Here is a 19,021-nt window from a genome sequence, read left to right on the forward strand (position 1 = left end):
GGCGATTGAAGAGGGGCGGCCTAGAGCCACGTGCGTCCATTTGGACGCACAAAGTACGCTCTAGCACTTTGAATGTGCGCATCGTGCTTTCCGAAAATCGGATCGATTTTCGGGCCGATGCGAGAGGAGAGGATCTTGAAGATGACGATTGCGCAAAGACTGCTTTCGGCTGGCATTGCCGCGGCCGCTACGGTCGCGTTGGCGGCCTGCACGACAACCGGCCCAGGCGAGCCGCCGGTGATCACGGCCAAGGGGGTTGAAGGCTCCTGGATCGACGCGCAGGGCACGGGCTTGTCCACCTTCAAGGGCGGCAGCTTCGCGACCGTCGCAACCGACACCGGCCAGAAGCTTGCCGATGGCAGCTACACCATGACCGGCGGCACCTCAGTCGAGATTCATGGCACTTCGCTGATCCGCCAGACGCCAATCAGCTTCAACTGCCTGATGGTCTCCACCAGCCAGCTCAATTGCACCAGCGCGAGCGGGCAGAATTTTGTGCTGACCAGGCGCACCTGAAATCCGATTCCGAATTGACTTTGCAAAAGACGGCGGCTTCAAGCCGCCGTCTTCTTTTTACGCCGGCAAAGCTGATGCCGATTTCCGCTTGCATCGACTGAAACGCGATGTGAACATAGCCCAAGAGGGCTGTTACATCCCAGTCAAACAAGAGCGTTAAACGCCTCTGCGCATGACCCCGAAAATCGGAGTCGATTTTCGGAAAGGATCATGCGCAAAATAAAAATTGGTACAGCGTCCTTTGCGCGTCCCAAATGACGCGCGGCGCTGTACTCAAGTTATCCGGGAGACGAGAATGAAGAAGATTGCTGCCATCGCCGCGCTGTCGGCATCGGCGCTTGGCCTGTCGGCAGGGGTATCCTTTGCCGACTACACGCTCAACATCCTGCACATCAACGACTGGCACAGCCGCATCGAGAGCAACAACAAGTACGAATCGACCTGCTCGGCCGAGGAGGAGACCAAGGGCGAATGCGTCGGCGGCGCCGCCCGCCTGGTCACCGCGATCGCGCAGGAGCGCAAGAAGCTGGAAGGCCAGAACGTGCTGCTGCTCAGCGCCGGCGACAATTTCCAGGGCTCGCTCTTCTACACGACCTACAAAGGCAAGACCGAAGGCGAATTCCTCAACCAGATGAAATTCGATGCCGAGGCTCTCGGCAACCATGAGTTCGACGATGGCGAGTCGGCGCTGGCGCCGTTTCTCGACATGATCCAGTTTCCGGTGCTCGGCGCCAATGTGAAGGCCAATGCGCAATCCAAGCTCGGCGACCGCGTCAAGCCGTCGATCGTGGTCGAGGTCGGCGGCCAGAAGATCGGGATCGTCGGCGCGGTCACCAACGACACGCCGGAGCTTGCCACCCCTGGCCCGAATATTGCCATCGAAGACGACGTCAAGTCGATCACCGCTGAGGTCGAGAAACTGAAGCGAGAGGGCGTCAACAAGATCATCGCGGTGACCCATATCGGCTACAAGCGCGAGCGCGACGTGATCGCCAAGATCCCGGGCGTCGACGTGGTGGTCGGCGGCCACAGCCATTCGCTGCTGTCCAACACCGACCCCAAGGCGGAAGGCCCTTATCCGACGATGGTCGACAATCCGGACGGCTACAAAGTGCCGGTCGTCCAGGCGGCGTCCTATTCGAAATATCTCGGCGAGTTCAAGGTCGTGTTCGACGACAACGGCGTCGTCAAGGAGGCCAGCGGCGATCCCATCCATCTCGACAAATCGATCACGCCCGACCCCGCCGTGCTTGCCCGCATCAAGGAACTCGGCGCGCCGATCGAGGCCTTGAAGAACAAGGAAGTCGCCGAGACCACCAAGGCGATCGACGGCAGTCGCGAAAACTGCCGCGCCCGCGAATGCGAGATGGGCAATCTGGTCTCCGACGCCGTCCTCGACCGGGTCAAGGGCCAAGGTGTCGAGATCGTCATCTCGAATGGCGGCGGCTTGCGCGCCTCCATCGACCAGGGCACCGTCACCATGGGCGAGGTTCTCACCGTCCTGCCGTTTCAGAACACGCTGGCGACCTTCCAGATCTCCGGCAAGGATTTGCTTGCCGGCCTCGAAAGCGGCCTCAGCCAGGTCGAGGACGGCGCCGGGCGCTTCCCGCAGGTTGCCGGCCTGAAATATGCGTTCGACAAATCGGCGCCGCCTAACGGACGCGTCAAATCGGTCGAGGTCATGGAAGGCGGCGCCTGGACGCCAATTAAGCCGGACAAGGATTACCTGGTCGCCACCAACAACTATGTCCGCCAGGGCGGCGACGGCTACAAGGTGTTCGCCGAGAAGGCCAAGAACGCCTATGATTACGGCCCGGGGCTGGAACAGGTCGTCGCCGACTACCTAGGCGCGCACCGGCCCTATACGCCGAAGCTCGACGGCCGCATCACCGAGATCGCCGCGACCGTGGCCCCGGCCGCAGAACCTGCCAACCCTGCCGAACCGCCAAAACCTGCTGAGGCTGCGCCGGCAAAGCCCGTTGAGCCGGCAATGCCCGAAATGCCGGCCGGCTCCGGCGACATTTCCAAGACGCCGCCGGCCGTCCCGGCTGAAACAGCGCCGGCACCCGCACCCGCCGAGCCGGCCCAGCCGGCGGCACCTGCGGCTCCGGCCACACCGGCTCCGGCGACCCCTGCTCCGGCCGAGCCGGCACCGGCCGAAAGCAGCCATGTAATCGTCGCCGGCGATACCTATTGGGATCTCGCGGTGAAGGCTTATGGCGACGGCACCAAATGGAAAATAATCTCCGATGCCAACAAAGCCTACGAGCCACGCCGCCTTCCGGTCGGCGCAACCTTGACGATCCCGGCGGCCTCGAAGTAATCCGGCCGCAGGAACGCAATGCACCCGCCCGGCAGACCGGGCGGGTGTTGCATTTCTGGGATAAGGTGCGGCCAGACGCAGCATTTGAAAACCGGCGCGGCATCGCTACTTTCGCCGCGGCACCGTTGGTTCGCGGTGTTGGAGAACCTCATGACGCTTGCCAACCCTGCTGAAATCAAAGCCGAGAAGACTGCCGCCTCGCCGTCGGCAGGGCGCCCTCTGGTCAGGACCGGCAAGGTCGGTGTCATGCTGATCAATCTCGGCACCCCGGACGGCACCGGCTTCAAGCCGATGTGGCGCTACCTCCGGGAGTTCCTGTCCGATCCGCGCGTCATCGAGCTCAACAAGGCGATCTGGTATCCGATCCTCTACGGCGTGGTCCTCACCACCCGGCCGAAGAAATCAGGGGCCAACTATGCCAGGATATGGAACTGGGAGCGCAACGAGTCGCCGCTGCGAACCTACACCCGCGCCCAGGCCGAGAAGCTCGGGCTCGCGCTCGGCGAGCTACCCAATGTCGTCGTCGACTGGGCGATGCGCTACGGCAACCCTTCGACCGAGAGCGTGGCCGAGAGACTGGTCGAGCAAGGCTGCGACCGCATCCTGTCTTTCCCGCTCTATCCGCAATATTCGGCGACGACGACTGCGACTGCCAACGACCAGCTGTTTCGCGCGCTGATGAAGATGCGCCGCGCTCCGGCCATTCGCAGCGTGCCACCCTATTACAACGAGCCGGCCTATATCGAGGCGCTCGCCCGTTCGATCGAAAAGCATCTGGCGAGCCTCGGATTCGAACCGGAAATTGTCATTGCTTCCTATCACGGCATTCCGAAACCCTATTCCGACAAGGGCGACCCCTACCAGGCCCATTGCCTCGAGACGACCCGACTGCTGCGCGAAAAGCTCGGCTGGGATGAAAACAAGCTGATTACCACCTTCCAGTCGCGCTTCGGCGCGCAGGAGTGGCTGCAACCCTACACCGACAAGACGGTCGAAAGACTAGGGCGCGAAGGCGTGAAATCGGTCGCCGTCGTCAATCCAGGATTTTCCGTCGACTGCATCGAGACGCTGGACGAGATCGGCAGGGAAGCGTCCGAGACCTTCTATCATGCCGGCGGCGAAAAGTTCGCACATATCCCTTGCCTCAACGACAGTGCCGAGGGCATGGCGGTGATCGAGGCGATGGTGCGGCGCGAGCTGTCCGGCTGGGCCTGAACAGATCACCCGTCTATGCACCCGCAATCCGTGATCACCTGATTGTAACATTGCTGAAACACACTTAAGTGTTTGGTGGAATCGGTCGCGTGGAATATCCAACATAGCCGGCCTTTGAGGGGAGAGCCAAATGGGTTTCAGTGGTTTTGATATCGCGCTTCTAGTTCTTGTCGCCCTTGTCGTGCTGGTGCTTATCAAGGGCATCCGAACAATTCCGCAAGGCTATAATTATACCGTCGAACGTTTTGGCCGTTACACCAAGACATTGAACCCAGGCCTCAACCTGATCGTGCCTTTCGTCGACCGTGTCGGCGCCAAGATGAACATGATGGAGCAGGTGCTCGACGTACCGACGCAGGAGATCATCACCCGCGACAATGCCACCGTTGCCGTCGATGGCATCGCCTTCTATCAGGTGCTTAACGCGGCGCAGGCCGCCTACCAGGTCTCCGGCCTGCAGAATGCGATTCTCAATCTCACGATGACCAACATCCGCACCGTGATGGGCTCGATGGACCTCGACGAACTTTTGTCGAACCGCGACGCCATCAACGAGCGCCTGCTGCGCGTCGTTGACGAGGCGGCGCATCCCTGGGGCATCAAGATCACTCGTGTCGAGATCAAGGACATCAACCCGCCGGCCAATCTCGTCGAATCGATGGGCCGACAGATGATGGCCGAGCGCAATAAGCGCGCGCAGATCCTCGCCGCCGAAGGCCTCAAGCAATCGCAGATCCTGGAGGCCGAAGGCCGCAAGGAAGCCGCCTTCCGCGATGCCGAGGCGCGCGAGCGCTCGGCCGAGGCTGAAGCACGCGCCACGCAGGTGGTGTCGGAGGCGATTTCCAAAGGCGACGTGCAGGCGCTCAACTACTTCGTCGCGCTGAAATACACCGAAGCGCTGACCAGGATCGGCTCGGCGACAAACAGCAAGCTCGTGCTGATGCCGATGGAGGCCTCATCGCTGATCGGCACGCTCGGCGGTATTGGCGAAATCGCCAAGGAAGTTTTCCGAAGCGAAGGCACCGCCGGTGCCGCACGACAGGCCGCCCGCCCGCCGGTCGTTCGTCCGAGCGAAACCTGAGGCCACAGCCATGCTCGGCCGCATTGTTTCCGAACTCGGCCCGTGGAGCTGGATGGTCCTCGGCTTCGTCCTGCTGGTAATGGAGGTCATCGCGCCGGGCATTTTCATGCTGTGGATCGGCATTGCCGCGCTGTTGATCGGCGTCGTCTCACTGCTCGTCTGGGATGCCGGTTTCTGGACCTGGCAGATCCAGGTCCTCGCCTTCCTCGCGCTGTCGCTGGTCTCGGCCTATGTCGGAAAGCGGCTGGTGGGCGGGCGCCATGATGAAACCGACCAGCCCCTGCTCAACCGTCGCGGCGCACAGATGGTCGGCCGGACGGCGACCCTTGCCGAGCCGATCAAGGACGGGCGCGGCCGCATAAAGCTGGGCGACACGTTGTGGCGCGTCTCCGGCCCTGACCTGCCGGCCGGCACGCAAGTGCGCGTGACGGGCGCCGCTGATACCGACCTGGAACTGACGGTCGAGGCGGTCTAGGAACCCGCTAGGCAGCACCGATGCGCAGCAGGTCGTGTAGATGGACGAGCCCGATCGGCCGCCTGCCTTCGACCACCATCAGGCTGGTGATAGCCGAGTCGTTGATTGTCTGCAGCGCCGTCGCAACAAGCGTGTCGGGCGAAGCCATTTTCGGCTCTCTGGTCATCACCTGATCGACGCTCATTGCCAGGAGATCGCTGCCGATATGGCGCCTGATGTCGCCATCGGTGATGATGCCGATCAGCTTGCCGTCCGCGGCAGTCACGGCCACGCAGCCAAACCCCTTGCGCGACAATTCGAGGATTGCCTCGCGCATGCCGGTACCTGACGACACCAGCGGCAGCCTGTCGCCGACATGCATGATCTCGCGGATCTGCGTCAGGTTGGCTCCGAGCTGGCCGCCGGGATGGAACGTGCGGAAATGGTCCGGGGTGAAGCCGCGTGCCTCGAGGAGCGCGATGGCCAGCGCATCGCCCATCACCATTTGCAATAGTGTCGAGGTCGTCGGCGCAAGCCCGTGCGGGCAGGCTTCCGGTGCTCGCGGCAGCAGAAGCACAACGTCGGCCGCGCGCGCCAGAGCCGATTTTTCACCCGCGGTGACCGCGACCAGCGGGATCGAGAAGCGCCTCGAATAGGCGATGATGCCCTTGAGCTCAAGGCTTTCGCCCGACCACGAAAGCGCGATTATGGCGTCGTTTCTGGCGATCATGCCAAGGTCGCCGTGATTGGCTTCGGCAGGGTGGACGAAGAAGGCCGGCGTGCCGGTCGAGGCGAGCGTTGCGGCGATCTTCGAGCCGATATGGCCGCTTTTGCCGACCCCGGTGACGATGACGCGGCCATCGATCTGCGACACCATGCCGACGGCTCGTGCGAACGGCTCGGCCAGCCCGTTTTCGAGAGCGTCTGCCAGTGCCGCGACGCCGGCCTGCTCCGTCGCCACGGTTCTCAGCGCCGAGGCAATCGCGGCCTGCCCGTCATGCCGCTTCCTGTCTGGGGATTTCACGTCCATGGACGATGCGATTAGCGCTTCGGCGCGCGCCTGTCCAACGGAATTGCCGTCCCGAACCTCCTGACGGGCCATGCCTCAACGCTCCGTTAACCATCCCCATTTACGGTTTCGTAAGTATGGCGCGCGTGCGCCGCGCAAGCAGTGGTGCCGATGTCCGGGTTTCAGCCTCAAAACAAAATGGGACGAAAGGGCAAGGCGGTCTGCGCTTTGCTGCTGGCAACCAGTGTCTTTGCGTTGTCGCGGCCGGCACTGCTTTGCGCCCAGGAAACCGAGCTGCGCGGCGAGGTTTCGGAATCGACAATCCTGGACGAACAGCAGTACAAGATCAGGCAATCGAGCATAGCCGGAACCCAAGCCGCGCAGGCTGCTGCAACCGCCAACGACAATACGCCGCTGCCTACCTATCGCCCGGCCAGCCAAGGGGCGTTGCCTGACGACGGCACGGGCGAGGCGGCCACAACCGGCGGCACTTTCGATCAACCAGCGGCCAGCGGCGACCCATTTCCCGACAACCCTGCTCCGCCACCCCGACGGCGGCCAAGCGCGACGCCACGCGCCGCCAATGCGGCCAACGCCGAAGACGAGACCGCTGACAGCCAGAAGCGCATGAGAGCCGCGACTGCAGCCGCGGCGGCGACCGATGACACCGATACCGCCGCTATAGACGAGCAGGATACGGTCAACCGCCGTGCCGTCACCATCGATTCCGCCGAGAGGCTCAGGCTCGACCCCGGCGCCGAGCGCACCGAAGCCATCGACGGCCAGAACAAAAAGAACGAGGACGACCCGTTCGCCGCCACCGGCATCAAGCTCGGCTCTTTCGTAATCCGGCCGACGCTCGAGCAAGGCCTGACGTCTTCGACAAACGCCGATTCGAGCAGCCTCGGCAAGCCGGCCTTGCTGTCGGAAACGACTCTGCGCTTCAACGCCGTCTCCGACTGGCGGGAGAATTCGGCGACGGTTGAGGGCTATGGCATCTTCCGCGAAACCTTGTCCGGCTATGACATTCACGAGGCGCAAGGCCGCGTCGACGGCACACTCAACATCGATCTCGACAATGATCTGCGCGCCATCGCCAAGCTGGGCTATGAGGCCGTGCCCGAATCGGCCTCGGCGCCGGACGCGGTCGTCGGCGCCGTTGGCCAGCCGGTGCGCCAGACCATGAACGGCAGTCTCGCCGTCGAGAAGGATGCCGGCAAGATGCGCTTCGCGCTGACCGGCGCGATCGAGCACGACATCTTTGGCGACGCCAAGCTTTCGTCGGGCGGATCGCTGTCGCAGAAGGGCCGCGACTCGACGCTCTACACGGCCATTTTGCGTACCGGTTACGAGATCTCGCCTGCCATCACCCCGTTCACCGAAATCGAGATCGGCCGGCGCGCTTATGATTTGCGCGTCGATCCAAACGGCTTCCAGCGCTCCTCGACCAGGCTTGGCGCACGGGCCGGCGTCGAGCTCGATCTCCGCGAGAAGCTTACCGGCGAGTTCTCGGTCGGCTGGCTGCGCGAAGCTATCGACGACGATGCCCTGCCGGCTATTTCGGGCGCGACGGTCAATGCCGATCTCAAATGGTCGCCGGAACGCGGCACCACGATCGGGCTCACCGCACAGACGACCGCCGAGAACACGACGAATGCGGGCGAAAGCGGCGACATGCTCTATTCCGGCAGCCTCACCGGCGAGCGGCAGATCCGCGCCAACCTGACCGGAAATGCCGCTCTCGGCCTCGAATGGCGCGACTATACCGGCTCCGACGATCATGATTTGACGCTGAGCGCCGAGGCTGGGCTGACGTGGTGGCTGAACCGCTACACCGGGCTCACCACCCGCGCCAGGACTGAAAAACTGACCAGCAACCTGATTGGGCGCGACTACACGGCCAACAGTATCTTCGTCGGCTTGAAGTTGCAGCGCTAAATGCATGTCGCGCAAAAGTGTGCAGCGGTTTTGCGATAACGACTTGCCTAAAACAAGAACCTAAAGCGCGTCGCATGAGGCCGGTCGAACGCGGCGCGCTTTAGCCGATCAGCGCGGCAACCGGTGTTGAAACTACAAGGCTATGCCGCGGCGTTCTGACGGCGCGAGTTCGTCGAGAAGCGTGCGAATGACACCGGCCATGCTGGCATTCATGTCTCTGCGCCACAGTGCGAAGGCAACGTTGGCCTCGACGAAGCCTTCGGGCGAGCCGCAGTCGAACGTCCGCCCGCGGTAGTGGTAGCCGTAGAAGGGCTGTTGCTTCTGCAGCTTCAGCATTGCATCGGTGAGCTGGATCTCGTTGCCGGCGCCTTTTTCCTGACCTTCGAGTATCTTGAATATCTCCGGCTGCAGGATATAGCGCCCGTTGATGTAGAGGTTCGACGGCTCCGTGCCGGTCTTCGGCTTTTCCACCATGCCGGTGATGCGGAAACCGTGATGCGCGTCCTCGCCGCGGCCGACAATGCCGTATTTGTGCGCCTCGGCCGGATCGCATTCCTGCACGGCGACGATGTTGTTGCCGGTCTCGGCGTAAAGCTCGACCATGTCCTTCATGCAGCTTTTTTCCGACTGCATGATCATGTCGGGCAATAGCAGCGCAAAGGGCTCGTCGCCGACGAGCTCGCGCGCGCACCAGACGGCGTGGCCAAGGCCGAGCGGTACCTGCTGGCGGGTGAAGCTGGTCTGCCCCGGCGCCGGTTGCAGCCGCTGCAGGCGGGCGAGCTGGTCGTCCTTGCCGCGCTGCGCAAGCGTGTCGTAGAGCTCGAACTGGACATCGAAGTGATCCTCGATGACCGCCTTGTTGCGGCCGGTCACGAAGATGAAATGCTCGATCCCGGCATCGCGCGCCTCATCGACCACATACTGGATGACCGGCCTGTCGACGACCGTCAGCATTTCCTTGGGAATGGCCTTGGTAGCAGGGAGAAAGCGCGTGCCGAGACCGGCAACCGGGAACACTGCCTTGCGAACTCTCTTCATGTGCCAATTATCCATTTGCATGCCTGTTCGGCAATCCCGATTCGAGACATTTTCATGCCGAAATCGAGGATTACTGAACGGCGGGTCATAAATCTCAGCTGGTAAAGCATTGACGCATCTTTTCACCCCGCACGGCACCTATGGTAAACCAAATGCTAACCGGGTTCGGCGATGAATAGTCTTCCTGAGATGAAGAAGGAGGAAAAGATGTCCGTTCGCAACGCCGCAAGGCGCTTCACCAGCGTCCTGACGGCCGCCAGCCTCTCGCTTGCTTTGCTCATGCCCAGCGGGCCGGCTTTTGCCAATGCCGGCTTCCGCCAATGGGTCGCCAGCTTCCGTGCTACCGCCGTGGCGAGCGGCGTTTCCGGCTCCGTCTACGACCAGGCATTCAAGGGCATCAACGATGCTGACCCGGTGGTACTGGAAAAGGCCCGTACTCAACCCGAATTCACCGCACCCGCCTGGGATTATTTCGACAACCGCGTCCATGACCAGTCGGTCGCCGTCGGCCAGCAGATGGCAAGGAAATGGAAGCCTTGGCTGGACAGGATCGAGGCAAGATACGGCGTCGACCGCTACATCCTGCTGGCCATCTGGTCTATGGAATCGAACTACGGCGAAACCCTCAAGCGCGATGATATCATGCGCAATGTCGTGCGCTCGCTGGCGACGCTTGGTTATGCCGATCCGAAGCGAGCGAAATTTGCCCGCACCCAGCTGATCGCGGCGCTGAAGATCCTGCAGACCGGCGACATCGACGAAAGCCATCTCAGCGGCTCATGGGCCGGCGCGATGGGCCATACCCAGTTCATCCCCACCAGCTACCAGTCCTATGCGGTCGATATGGACGGCAACGGCAAGCGCGACATCTGGAATTCGATTCCCGACGCACTGGCGACAGCCGCCAATTTGCTGAGGAAGAACGGCTGGCAGGCAGGCAAGACCTGGGGTTATGAGGTCAGCCTTCCGGACGGCAAGAAGCTGCCCGGAGGCTCGAAGTCGCTGTCGCAATGGCAGGCGCTGGGGGTCAGCCGTGCCAACGGCAAGCCGTTCAAGAACGGTGCGGACAAAGCGACGTTGAAGCTGCCCGGCGGCAGCGGCGGGCCGGCTTTCCTGATGATCAAGAATTTCTCGGTCATCAAGCGTTACAACAATGCCGACAAATATGCGCTCGCCGTGGGCCTTCTTGCCGACGAAATTGCCGGCTATGGCGGGCTTGTGCAGGACTGGAAGCGACCGTTTACCAAGCTCTCCTTCGAGGAAAGGCAGGAGCTTCAGAAGCGACTTTCCGAGCACGGCTATTACGACGGCAAGTTCGACGGCAAGATCGGTGACGGATCGAAAACCGCCATCATGGCCTTCCAAGCAAAGGCTGGCTTGACCCAGGACGGGTATCCGAGCAAGGAAGTGCTCAAATGGCTCAGGCAGAACTAGAGCCGGTTGCGGGATGGAGAGGGTGATTGGTTTCGGCTGCGCGCATCCGGTTAATCGTTCGTCGCGTGCCGATCCTCGTTCTGGCGATCGCCGTTCTGGCGGTCGGCGGCGCCAGTGCCTTTCATACCGCGGCCATGGCGCAGGAGCCGGAAAGTCGTGGCTGGTCGCTGCGCGACCTGTTGTTTCCGCGCAGAAGCGAGCGGTTTGAGCAGCCGCCGCCCGAATTCCAGAGAGAATTCCAGAGAACAAAGCCCAGGCCCAAGCTGAGAAAGCCCCGGTCAGTTAGCCGGCCGCCGCCGGCCGAGCCGACAACCCCAGTAGTCGAGAAGGCGCCGGATGCACGCGTCGTTCTGGTGGTCGGCGATTTCATGGCGTCTGGGCTGGCTGAGGGGCTCGACGCCGCCTTTGCCGAAAACACTGGCGTCAGGATCGTCGTCCGTGCCAACGGATCGTCCGGCTTCGTGCGTGACGATGTCTACAACTGGCCAGAACAGGTCAAGTCGCTGATCGCTGCCGAAAAACCGGCAGCCGTCGTCGTCATGCTCGGATCCAACGACCGGCAGCAGATGCGCGTCGGCGATGTACGCGAGCAGCCGCGATCCGAAAACTGGACCAAGGAATACGAGCGCCGGACCGATGCGTTCGGCAAGGCCATCGCCGCAACCAAGGTGCCGTATCTGTGGGTCGGCATGCCGGCCTTCCGGGTCTCGAAAATGACCTCCGACATGCTGGCCTTCAACGACATCTTCCGCTCGTCCGCCGAAAGCCACGGCGGCGAATTCGTCGACGTCTGGGACGGGTTCGTCGACGAGAACGGCGCCTTCATCACCAGCGGACCGGACATCAACGGCCAATCGGTGCGCCTGCGCTCCGACGACGGCATCAACATGTCGAAGGCCGGCAAGCGCAAGCTCGCCTTCTATACCGAAAAGCAGCTGATGAAGATCCTGGGGCTGGCCGCGCCAGGAAGCGTGGTGACGGCTTCTGCCCCGGCCGGCGCTCCCGTCGAGGCGCCGGCACCTGCCGCGGCACCGATAGCTGTCGATCGCACCGTGCCGATGCTGCTCAGCGATCCGGCGCTGGACGGCGGCTCGGAACTTCTCGGCGCCGCCCCGCCGGCAAAAGCTGACAAGAATTTGCTGGGCGAAAGGCTGATCGTCGAGGGCAAGGCGCCCGACGCCTCACCGGGCCGCGCCGACGATTTCTCCTGGCCGCCCAAGACACAGCCTGCGACGGCGGCCGCATCCGATACGACGACGGCGATCCGCCAGTAAACAGAACCTCTTCGGAACGGGCTCAGCGCGGCAGCACGCTCGATCCCATCAGCGCCTCGTCGATGGCGCGCGCCGCCTGGCGACCCTCGCGGATCGCCCAGACGACCAGCGACTGGCCGCGCCGCACGTCGCCCGCCGCATAGAGCCTTTCGACGCTGGTCCTGTAGTCCCGGTCATTGGCCTCGACATTCTTCGAACGGCGGCTGTCGGTGACGATCTTCATCTGCCCGTCGAGTTCCGAGATCGGCCCGCGAGCGGCTGGCCCGGCAAAGCCGATGGCGATGAACGCGAGATCGGCGCGGATGACGAATTCCGTGCCCGCGATCGGCTTGCGCTTTTCGTCGACCTCGCAGCATTTGACCCCGGTCAGCTGGCCGTCTTCGCCGATGAATTCAAGCGTCGCCACCTGGAATTCGCGCTCGGCGCCTTCGGCCTGCGACGATGACGTGCGCATCTTGGTCGCCCAGTAGGGCCAGACCGACAGCTTGTCCTCCTTTTCCGGCGGCTGCGGCCGGATGTCGAGCTGGGTGACGCGTACCGCGCCCTGGCGGAAGGCGGTGCCGACGCAGTCTGAGGCAGTGTCGCCGCCGCCGACGACGACGACGTGCTGGCCGCCGGCGACGATCGGGCGCGACGGCCATGCCACCGACTGGATCGGCTCGCCGCCGATACGCTTGTTCTGCTGCACCAGATACGGCATGGCGTCGTGCACGCCGTCGAGATCGTCGCCCGGGATGTTGGCCGGGCGCGGCGTTTCGGAGCCGCCGCAATAGAGCACGGCGTCATATTCGGCGAGCAGTTCGGCGACCGGCTTGTCGACGCCGACATTGACGCCGCAATGGAAGCTGACACCTTCGCCCTGCATCTGCTCGATGCGCCGGTCGATATAATGCTTCTCGATCTTGAAATCGGGGATGCCGTAGCGCATCAGCCCGCCCGGCCGGCTCTCGCGCTCATAGACGTGAACGTCATGGCCGGCGCGGCCGAGTTGCTGGGCAGCCGCCATGCCTGCCGGCCCCGAGCCGATGATCGCGACGCGCTTGCCGGTCTTCCGTTCCGGCGGATAGGGCCGGATATGGCCGGTTTCATAGGCTTTGTCGGCAATGGCCTGCTCGATGGTCTTGATGGCGACCGGAATATCCTCGAGGTTCAGCGTGCAGGCTTCCTCGCAAGGTGCGGGGCAGATGCGGCCGGTAAATTCCGGAAAATTGTTGGTCGAATGCAGGTTGCGGATCGCGTTTTCCCAGTCGCCATTGTAGACGAGGTCGTTCCAGTCCGGGATCTGGTTGTGGATCGGGCAGCCGGTCGGTCCATGGCAATAAGGAATGCCGCAATCCATGCATCGCGCGGCCTGTTTCTCGACCTCCTTGTCCGACATCGGCAGCGTGAACTCGCGGAAATGCCGGATGCGGTCGGAAGCCGGCTGGTACTTGTGCACCTGCCGGTCGATCTCGAGAAACCCTGTTACCTTGCCCATAGTCCAGTCCCTGCTGTCCGGAAGGCACGCCTGGCGACGCACCCGTTAACCTCATAAGGCAGCTGTGGCAACCTTCAGTCCGAGGTCAGGATTGTTGATGAAGATGGTTGCCGGGACGCATGGCCTCCCGGCAATTTCCAAATCTATTCCGCCGCCACGTTCATGCGCATCCGCTCCATCTCGATCAGCGCGCGGCGGTATTCGACCGGCATGATCTTCCGGAATTTCGGCCGGAAAGTCGCCCAGTCGTCGAGGATTTCGCGACCTCGTACCGAGCCGGTGTAGTGGACGTGGTTGGAGATCAGCTGGTAGAGCCGCTCCTCGTCATGGCTGGTCATATCGCCGGATACGTCGACACGGCCCTTATGGTCGAGATCGCCGCCATGGTGGAGCAGCTTTTCCATCAGGTCGTCCTCTTCCGGAACCGGCTCCAGCTCGACCATCGCCATGTTGCAGCGTTCGGCGAAATCACCCGCCTCGTCGAGCACATAGGCGACGCCGCCCGACATGCCGGCGGCGAAGTTGCGGCCGGTCTGGCCGATGACGACGACGATACCGCCAGTCATGTATTCGCAACCATGGTCGCCGACGCCTTCAACGACGGCGGCGACACCCGAATTGCGCACGGCAAAACGCTCGCCGGCAACGCCGCAGAAATAGGCCTCGCCCTCGGTTGCGCCGTAGAGCACGGTATTGCCGACAATAATGGATTCGGCAGCAACGATTTTCGTGTTCTCCGGCGGGCGGATGACAATGCGGCCACCCGACAGGCCCTTGCCGACATAGTCGTTGGCGGCGCCCACCAGTTCGAACGAGACACCGCGCGCCAGGAAGGCGCCAAAGGACTGGCCGGCCGTGCCGGTGAGCTTGACCGAGATCGTGTCCTCGCGCAGGCCCTTGTGCTTGAAGCGCTTTGCCACCTCGCCCGACAGCATGGCGCCGGTCGAACGGTCGACGTTGCGGATCGGCAGTTCGATACTGACCGGCTGCCTGGCTTCGAGCGCCGGCTTTGCGAGTTCGATCAGCTTGCGGTCGAGCACGTCGTCGATCGGATGCTTCTGCCGCTCGGTCCAGTGCACCGCCTCGTGCGGCGCATCGGGCTTGTAGAACATCTTGCTGAAGTCGAGCCCGCGTGCCTTCCAGTGCTGGATCAGCTCGCGCTTTTCCAGAAGGTCGGTGTCGCCGATGATCTGGTCGAGATGGGTGTAGCCCATCTCGGCAAGCAGCGCCCGCACCTCTTCCGCCACATAGAAGAAGAAGTTGATGACGTGCTCGGGCGTGCCCTTGAAGCGCTTGCGCAGCACCGGGTCCTGTGTCGCGACGCCGACGGGGCAGGTGTTGAGATGGCACTTGCGCATCATGATGCAGCCGGCCGCGATCAACGGCGCGGTCGAAAAGCCGAACTCGTCGGCGCCGAGCAGTGCGCCGATAATGACGTCACGCCCGGTGCGCAGGCCGCCATCGACCTGCAGCGCGACGCGCGACCTGAGGCCGTTGAGCACCAGCGTCTGGTGCGTCTCGGCAAGGCCCATCTCCCACGGGCTGCCGGCATGCTTGAGCGAGGTCAGCGGCGAGGCACCGGTGCCGCCGTCATAGCCTGATATGGTGATGTGGTCGGCACGCGCCTTGGCGACGCCGGCCGCAACCGTGCCGACGCCGACTTCCGAGACCAGCTTGACCGATACGTCGGCCGCCGGATTGACGTTCTTCAGGTCGTAGATGAGCTGCGCCAGATCCTCGATCGAATAGATGTCGTGATGCGGCGGCGGCGAGATCAGGCCGACGCCCGGCGTCGAGTGCCTGACCTTTGCTATGGTCGCATCGACCTTGTGACCCGGCAGCTGGCCGCCCTCGCCTGGCTTCGCCCCTTGCGCGACCTTGATCTGCATCATGTCGGAATTGACAAGATACTCCGCCGTGACGCCAAAGCGTCCCGAGGCGACCTGCTTGATCGCCGAGCGTTCGGGGTTCTTGCCGCCGCCCGGCAGTGGCAGATAGCGATCGGCCTCTTCGCCGCCCTCGCCGGTGTTCGACTTGCCGCCGATGGCGTTCATGGCGCGCGCCAGCGTCGTGTGCGCTTCCCTTGAGATCGAGCCGAAGGACATCGCCCCGGTCGAGAAGCGCTTGACGATATCGGCCGCCGGCATCACCTCGTCGAGCTTGACCTTCTTGCGCCCGGTCTCTTGCGCAAGCTTGATCTTGAACAGGCCGCGAATGGTCTGCGCCTGTGCCGTCTCGCTGTCGATCTGGGCGGAATAGTCCTTGAACGTCTCCCACGAGCCTTGGCGCACGGCGTGCTGCAAGGTCGCCACTGCGTCGGGCGACCAGATATGGGCCTCGCCGCGCATGCGGAACATGTATTCGCCGCCGACCTCGAGGCTGTTGCGCAGCACCGGGTCGTTGCCGAAGCCGTCGGTGTGGCGGCTGACCGTTTCGGCGGCGATCTCGTCCAGCCCGACGCCTTCGATCAGCGTCGCCGTGCCGGTGAAGTACTTCTGCACGAAATCCGACTTGAGCCCGATGGCGTCGAAGATCTGCGCGCCGCAATAGGACTGGTAGGTCGAGATGCCCATCTTGGACATCACCTTGAGGATGCCCTTGCCGATCGACTTGATGTAGCGGGAGACGACCTCGTAGGCATCGACCTCCGCTGGCAATTCGCCACGCTTGTGCATGTCGAGCAGCGTGTCGAAAGCGAGATAGGGATTGATCGCCTCGGCGCCGTAGCCGGCGAGACAGCAGAAATGATGCACCTCGCGCGGCTCGCCGGATTCCACGACGAGCCCAACCGAGGTGCGCAATCCCTTGCGGATCAAATGATGGTGCACGGCCGCCGTTGCCAGCAGCGCCGGAATGGCAATGCGATCCGGCCCGAGCTGACGGTCCGAAAGGATGATGATGTTGTAGCCGCCGGCGACCGCCGCCTCGGCGCGCTCGCACAGCCGGTCGATGGCGCCCTGCATGCCGGCCGCGCCTTCATTCGAACCGTAAGTGATGTCGATCGTCTTGGTGTCGAAACGGTCTTCGGTGTGGCCGACGGAGCGCAGCTTCTCCAGATCGCCGTTCGTCAGGATCGGTTGGCGCACTTCGAGCCGCTTGCGGCGCGAATTGCCGACAAGATCGAAGATGTTGGGCCGCGGCCCGATGAAGGACACCAGGCTCATCACCAGCTCCTCGCGGATCGGGTCGATCGGCGGATTGGTGACCTGTGCGAAGTTCTGCTTAAAATAGGTGTAGAGCAGCTTCGATCTGTCCGACATTGCCGAAATCGGCGTGTCGGTACCCATCGAGCCGACGGCTTCCTGGCCGGTGGTCGCCATCGGCGACATCAACAGCTTGGTGTCCTCCTGGGTGTAGCCAAACGCCTGCTGGCGGTCGAGCAGTGAGACATCCCTGCGCAGGGCGCGCGGCTCGACCGGGTTCAGATCCTCGAGGATGAGCTGTGTGTTGGCGAGCCAGCTCTTGTAGGGATGCCTGGTCGCGATCTCCGACTTGATCTCCTCGTCGGAAACGATGCGGCCCTTGTCCAGGTCGATCAGCAGCATGCGGCCGGGCTGCAGCCGCCACTTCTTGACGATCCTTTCCTCCGGCACCGGCAGCACGCCGGCTTCCGAAGCCATGATGACGCGGTCGTCATCGGTGACGATGTAGCGCGCCGGCCGCAGCCCGTTGCGGTCGAGCGTGGCACCGATCTGGCGGCCGTCGGTGAAGGCAACCGCCGCTGGCCCGTCCCACGGCTCCATCAGCGCTGCGTGATACTCGTAGAAGGCCTTGCGGTCCTGACCCATCAGCTTGTTGCCGGCCCAGGCTTCCGGGATCAGCATCATCATGGCGTGGGCGAGCGAATAGCCGCCCTGCGTCAGGAATTCGAGCGCGTTGTCGAAGCAGGCGGTGTCGGACTGCCCTTCATAGGAGATCGGCCACAGCTTCGAGATGTCGTTGCCGAACAGTTCGGAATCGACCGAAGCCTGCCGCGCCGCCATCCAGTTGACGTTGCCGCGCAGCGTGTTGATCTCGCCATTGTGGGCGACCATGCGGTAGGGATGCGCCAGCTTCCACGACGGGAACGTGTTGGTCGAGAAGCGCTGGTGGACAAGGATCAGCGCCGTCTCGAAACGCGGGTCGGTGAGGTCCTTGTAGTAGGCGCCGACCTGATAGGCCAGGAACATGCCCTTGTAGACGATGGTCCGCGACGACATCGAGACGACATAGAAGCCGTTATCGACGCCTTTGGTCTCCTCATGGATGCGACCGGAGATGACCTTGCGCAGGATGTAGAGCCGCCGCTCGTAATCGTCGTCGTTCTCGATCTCGGCGCCGCGGCCCAGGAACACCTGCCGGTGCACCGGCTCGGAAGCGGCGATGTCGGGCGCCTTCGACAGCGATGAATTGTCGACTGGCACGTCGCGAAAGCCGAGCAGCGGCTGGCCCTCGAGCTGCGCCACCTCGGCGATGATGCCTTCGATATGCGCCTGCAGCTCCGGGTCGCGCGGCATGAACACGTGGCCGACGGCGTAGTGGCCGGGCTTCGGCAGTTCGACCCCTTGCTTGGCCATCTCCTCGCGGAAGAAGCGGTCCGGCAGCTGCACCAGCACGCCGGCGCCGTCACCCATCAGCGGATCGGCGCCGACCGCGCCGCGATGCGTCAGGTTTTCGAGCACGGCAAGGCCGTCCTCGACGATCTGGTGCGACTTCACGCCCTTCATGTTGACGATGAAGCCGACGCCGCAGGCATCATGCTCGTTGCGCGGATCATAGAGGCCGTGCGCAGCATAGCCGGTGCTGGTTCGCCGAATATTGGTCAGGGACGGATTTTTGACGGCTGCCGCTGTCGTCTGCGCGGCCTTCGTCGCAGATGGCGTCATGTCCGTCATCGTCCTGTCCTCCGTTCCGTCCCCTTCGGGCGCTGGTTTCCGTCGGGAAGCGCGTGGCTCCCCTTTCAATCTGCGGCACGTCTTGCGAAATTCTTGCCGACCGTGCGGCTTTCCGCATGGTTCGCATATGGTATTCGTACAGGCCGGAGCCAGACTGTCTAGCTGTCGCTCGCGGCAATGGCCGCAGAGGCGCAATCATATGCCAATGCGGCCAGTTTTGTGCGACAAAATAAGACAGCACTACTGTCCTAAATTTTTATGACAGAAATTTTGGATGCACACAAGACCGATTCACAAATTTCTTGAAGCTTTCGCGACAGAAAATTGCGCGGAACGCCGTGTCAGCGTAACCTTCCGTCGCTGCATCTACGCTCATGCGTTTCACTGG

The 19,021-nt window shown here is 62.9% G+C and carries 12 protein-coding genes; 8 read left to right on the plus strand and 4 right to left on the minus strand.

What is annotated here, in order from left to right:
- The first annotated feature begins 141 nt into the window (after positions 1 to 141).
- The 5 genes from omp10 to NKH30_RS06155 all read left to right on the plus strand — a co-directional run bounded on the left by omp10 (position 142) and on the right by NKH30_RS06155 (position 5,610).
- Positions 142 to 516: an outer membrane lipoprotein Omp10 gene (omp10, locus tag NKH30_RS06135; RefSeq protein WP_023720183.1), complete on the plus strand. Its 375-nt coding sequence runs from the start codon at positions 142 to 144 to the stop codon at positions 514 to 516.
- Between the two features lie 295 nt (positions 517 to 811).
- Positions 812 to 2,839 carry a 5'-nucleotidase C-terminal domain-containing protein gene (locus tag NKH30_RS06140; RefSeq protein WP_352539355.1) on the plus strand — a complete coding sequence of 676 codons (2,028 nt, stop codon included), beginning with the start codon at positions 812 to 814 and terminating at the stop codon, positions 2,837 to 2,839.
- 150 nt (positions 2,840 to 2,989) lie between these two features.
- Complete coding sequence (gene hemH / locus NKH30_RS06145; protein WP_352539356.1) at positions 2,990 to 4,054, plus strand: ferrochelatase; 1,065 nt, start codon at positions 2,990 to 2,992, stop codon at positions 4,052 to 4,054.
- A 130-nt stretch (positions 4,055 to 4,184) separates the two neighbouring features.
- Positions 4,185 to 5,135: an SPFH domain-containing protein gene (locus tag NKH30_RS06150; protein WP_352539357.1), complete on the plus strand. Its 951-nt coding sequence runs from the start codon at positions 4,185 to 4,187 to the stop codon at positions 5,133 to 5,135.
- A 10-nt stretch (positions 5,136 to 5,145) separates the two neighbouring features.
- Complete coding sequence (locus tag NKH30_RS06155; protein WP_352539358.1) at positions 5,146 to 5,610, plus strand: NfeD family protein; 465 nt, start codon at positions 5,146 to 5,148, stop codon at positions 5,608 to 5,610.
- Between the two features lie 7 nt (positions 5,611 to 5,617).
- Here the strand turns inward: NKH30_RS06155 and NKH30_RS06160 are convergent, their stop codons facing one another.
- On the minus strand, positions 5,618 to 6,619 hold the full coding sequence (locus tag NKH30_RS06160) for a KpsF/GutQ family sugar-phosphate isomerase (protein WP_352539488.1): 1,002 nt from the start codon (positions 6,617 to 6,619) through the stop codon (positions 5,618 to 5,620).
- A gap of 177 nt (positions 6,620 to 6,796) precedes the next feature.
- On the opposite strand from NKH30_RS06160, the gene NKH30_RS06165 reads away from it, so the two are divergent.
- Entirely contained in the window at positions 6,797 to 8,536 is a 1,740-nt protein-coding gene (locus NKH30_RS06165; protein WP_502904265.1) for an outer membrane beta-barrel protein, read from the plus strand.
- A 132-nt stretch (positions 8,537 to 8,668) separates the two neighbouring features.
- Here the strand turns inward: NKH30_RS06165 and galU are convergent, their stop codons facing one another.
- Entirely contained in the window at positions 8,669 to 9,574 is a 906-nt protein-coding gene (gene galU / locus NKH30_RS06170) for a UTP--glucose-1-phosphate uridylyltransferase GalU (protein ID WP_352469528.1), read from the minus strand.
- Between the two features lie 207 nt (positions 9,575 to 9,781).
- Here galU and NKH30_RS06175 point away from each other — a divergent pair, with 207 nt between their 5' ends.
- Both NKH30_RS06175 and NKH30_RS06180 read left to right on the plus strand, forming a co-directional pair.
- Complete coding sequence (locus tag NKH30_RS06175) at positions 9,782 to 11,008, plus strand: lytic murein transglycosylase (protein ID WP_352539360.1); 1,227 nt, start codon at positions 9,782 to 9,784, stop codon at positions 11,006 to 11,008.
- A gap of 26 nt (positions 11,009 to 11,034) precedes the next feature.
- A complete protein-coding gene (locus NKH30_RS06180; protein ID WP_352994571.1) occupies positions 11,035 to 12,282 on the plus strand; it encodes an SGNH/GDSL hydrolase family protein in 1,248 nt (415 codons plus the stop codon).
- Positions 12,283 to 12,304: 22 nt separating this feature from the next.
- Here the strand turns inward: NKH30_RS06180 and NKH30_RS06185 are convergent, their stop codons facing one another.
- Together NKH30_RS06185 and gltB are read right to left on the minus strand one after the other, a co-directional pair.
- On the minus strand, positions 12,305 to 13,759 hold the full coding sequence (locus NKH30_RS06185) for a glutamate synthase subunit beta (RefSeq protein ID WP_352469525.1): 1,455 nt from the start codon (positions 13,757 to 13,759) through the stop codon (positions 12,305 to 12,307).
- 143 nt (positions 13,760 to 13,902) lie between these two features.
- Positions 13,903 to 18,633: a glutamate synthase large subunit gene (gltB, locus tag NKH30_RS06190; protein WP_352469523.1), complete on the minus strand. Its 4,731-nt coding sequence runs from the start codon at positions 18,631 to 18,633 to the stop codon at positions 13,903 to 13,905.
- Positions 18,634 to 19,021 lie beyond the last annotated feature (388 nt).

It is taken from the genome of Mesorhizobium sp. M1273 (genome assembly GCF_040318195.1).
Taxonomy (GTDB): Bacteria; Pseudomonadota; Alphaproteobacteria; order Rhizobiales; family Rhizobiaceae; genus Mesorhizobium.

Excerpts from the sequence above, each read along its gene's own strand:
- omp10 (WP_023720183.1), top strand. The coding sequence starts at position 142 with ATGACGATTGCGCAAAGACTGCTTTCGGCTGGCATTGCCGCGGCCGCT.
- NKH30_RS06140 (WP_352539355.1), top strand. The coding sequence starts at position 812 with ATGAAGAAGATTGCTGCCATCGCCGCGCTGTCGGCATCGGCGCTTGGC.
- hemH (WP_352539356.1), top strand. The coding sequence starts at position 2,990 with ATGACGCTTGCCAACCCTGCTGAAATCAAAGCCGAGAAGACTGCCGCC.
- NKH30_RS06150 (WP_352539357.1), top strand. The coding sequence starts at position 4,185 with ATGGGTTTCAGTGGTTTTGATATCGCGCTTCTAGTTCTTGTCGCCCTT.
- NKH30_RS06155 (WP_352539358.1), top strand. The coding sequence starts at position 5,146 with ATGCTCGGCCGCATTGTTTCCGAACTCGGCCCGTGGAGCTGGATGGTC.
- NKH30_RS06160 (WP_352539488.1), bottom strand. The coding sequence starts at position 6,619 with ATGGACGTGAAATCCCCAGACAGGAAGCGGCATGACGGGCAGGCCGCG.
- NKH30_RS06165 (WP_502904265.1), top strand. The coding sequence starts at position 6,797 with ATGGGACGAAAGGGCAAGGCGGTCTGCGCTTTGCTGCTGGCAACCAGT.
- galU (WP_352469528.1), bottom strand. The coding sequence starts at position 9,574 with ATGAAGAGAGTTCGCAAGGCAGTGTTCCCGGTTGCCGGTCTCGGCACG.
- NKH30_RS06175 (WP_352539360.1), top strand. The coding sequence starts at position 9,782 with ATGTCCGTTCGCAACGCCGCAAGGCGCTTCACCAGCGTCCTGACGGCC.
- NKH30_RS06185 (WP_352469525.1), bottom strand. The coding sequence starts at position 13,759 with ATGGGCAAGGTAACAGGGTTTCTCGAGATCGACCGGCAGGTGCACAAG.
- gltB (WP_352469523.1), bottom strand. The coding sequence starts at position 18,633 with ATGACGGACATGACGCCATCTGCGACGAAGGCCGCGCAGACGACAGCG.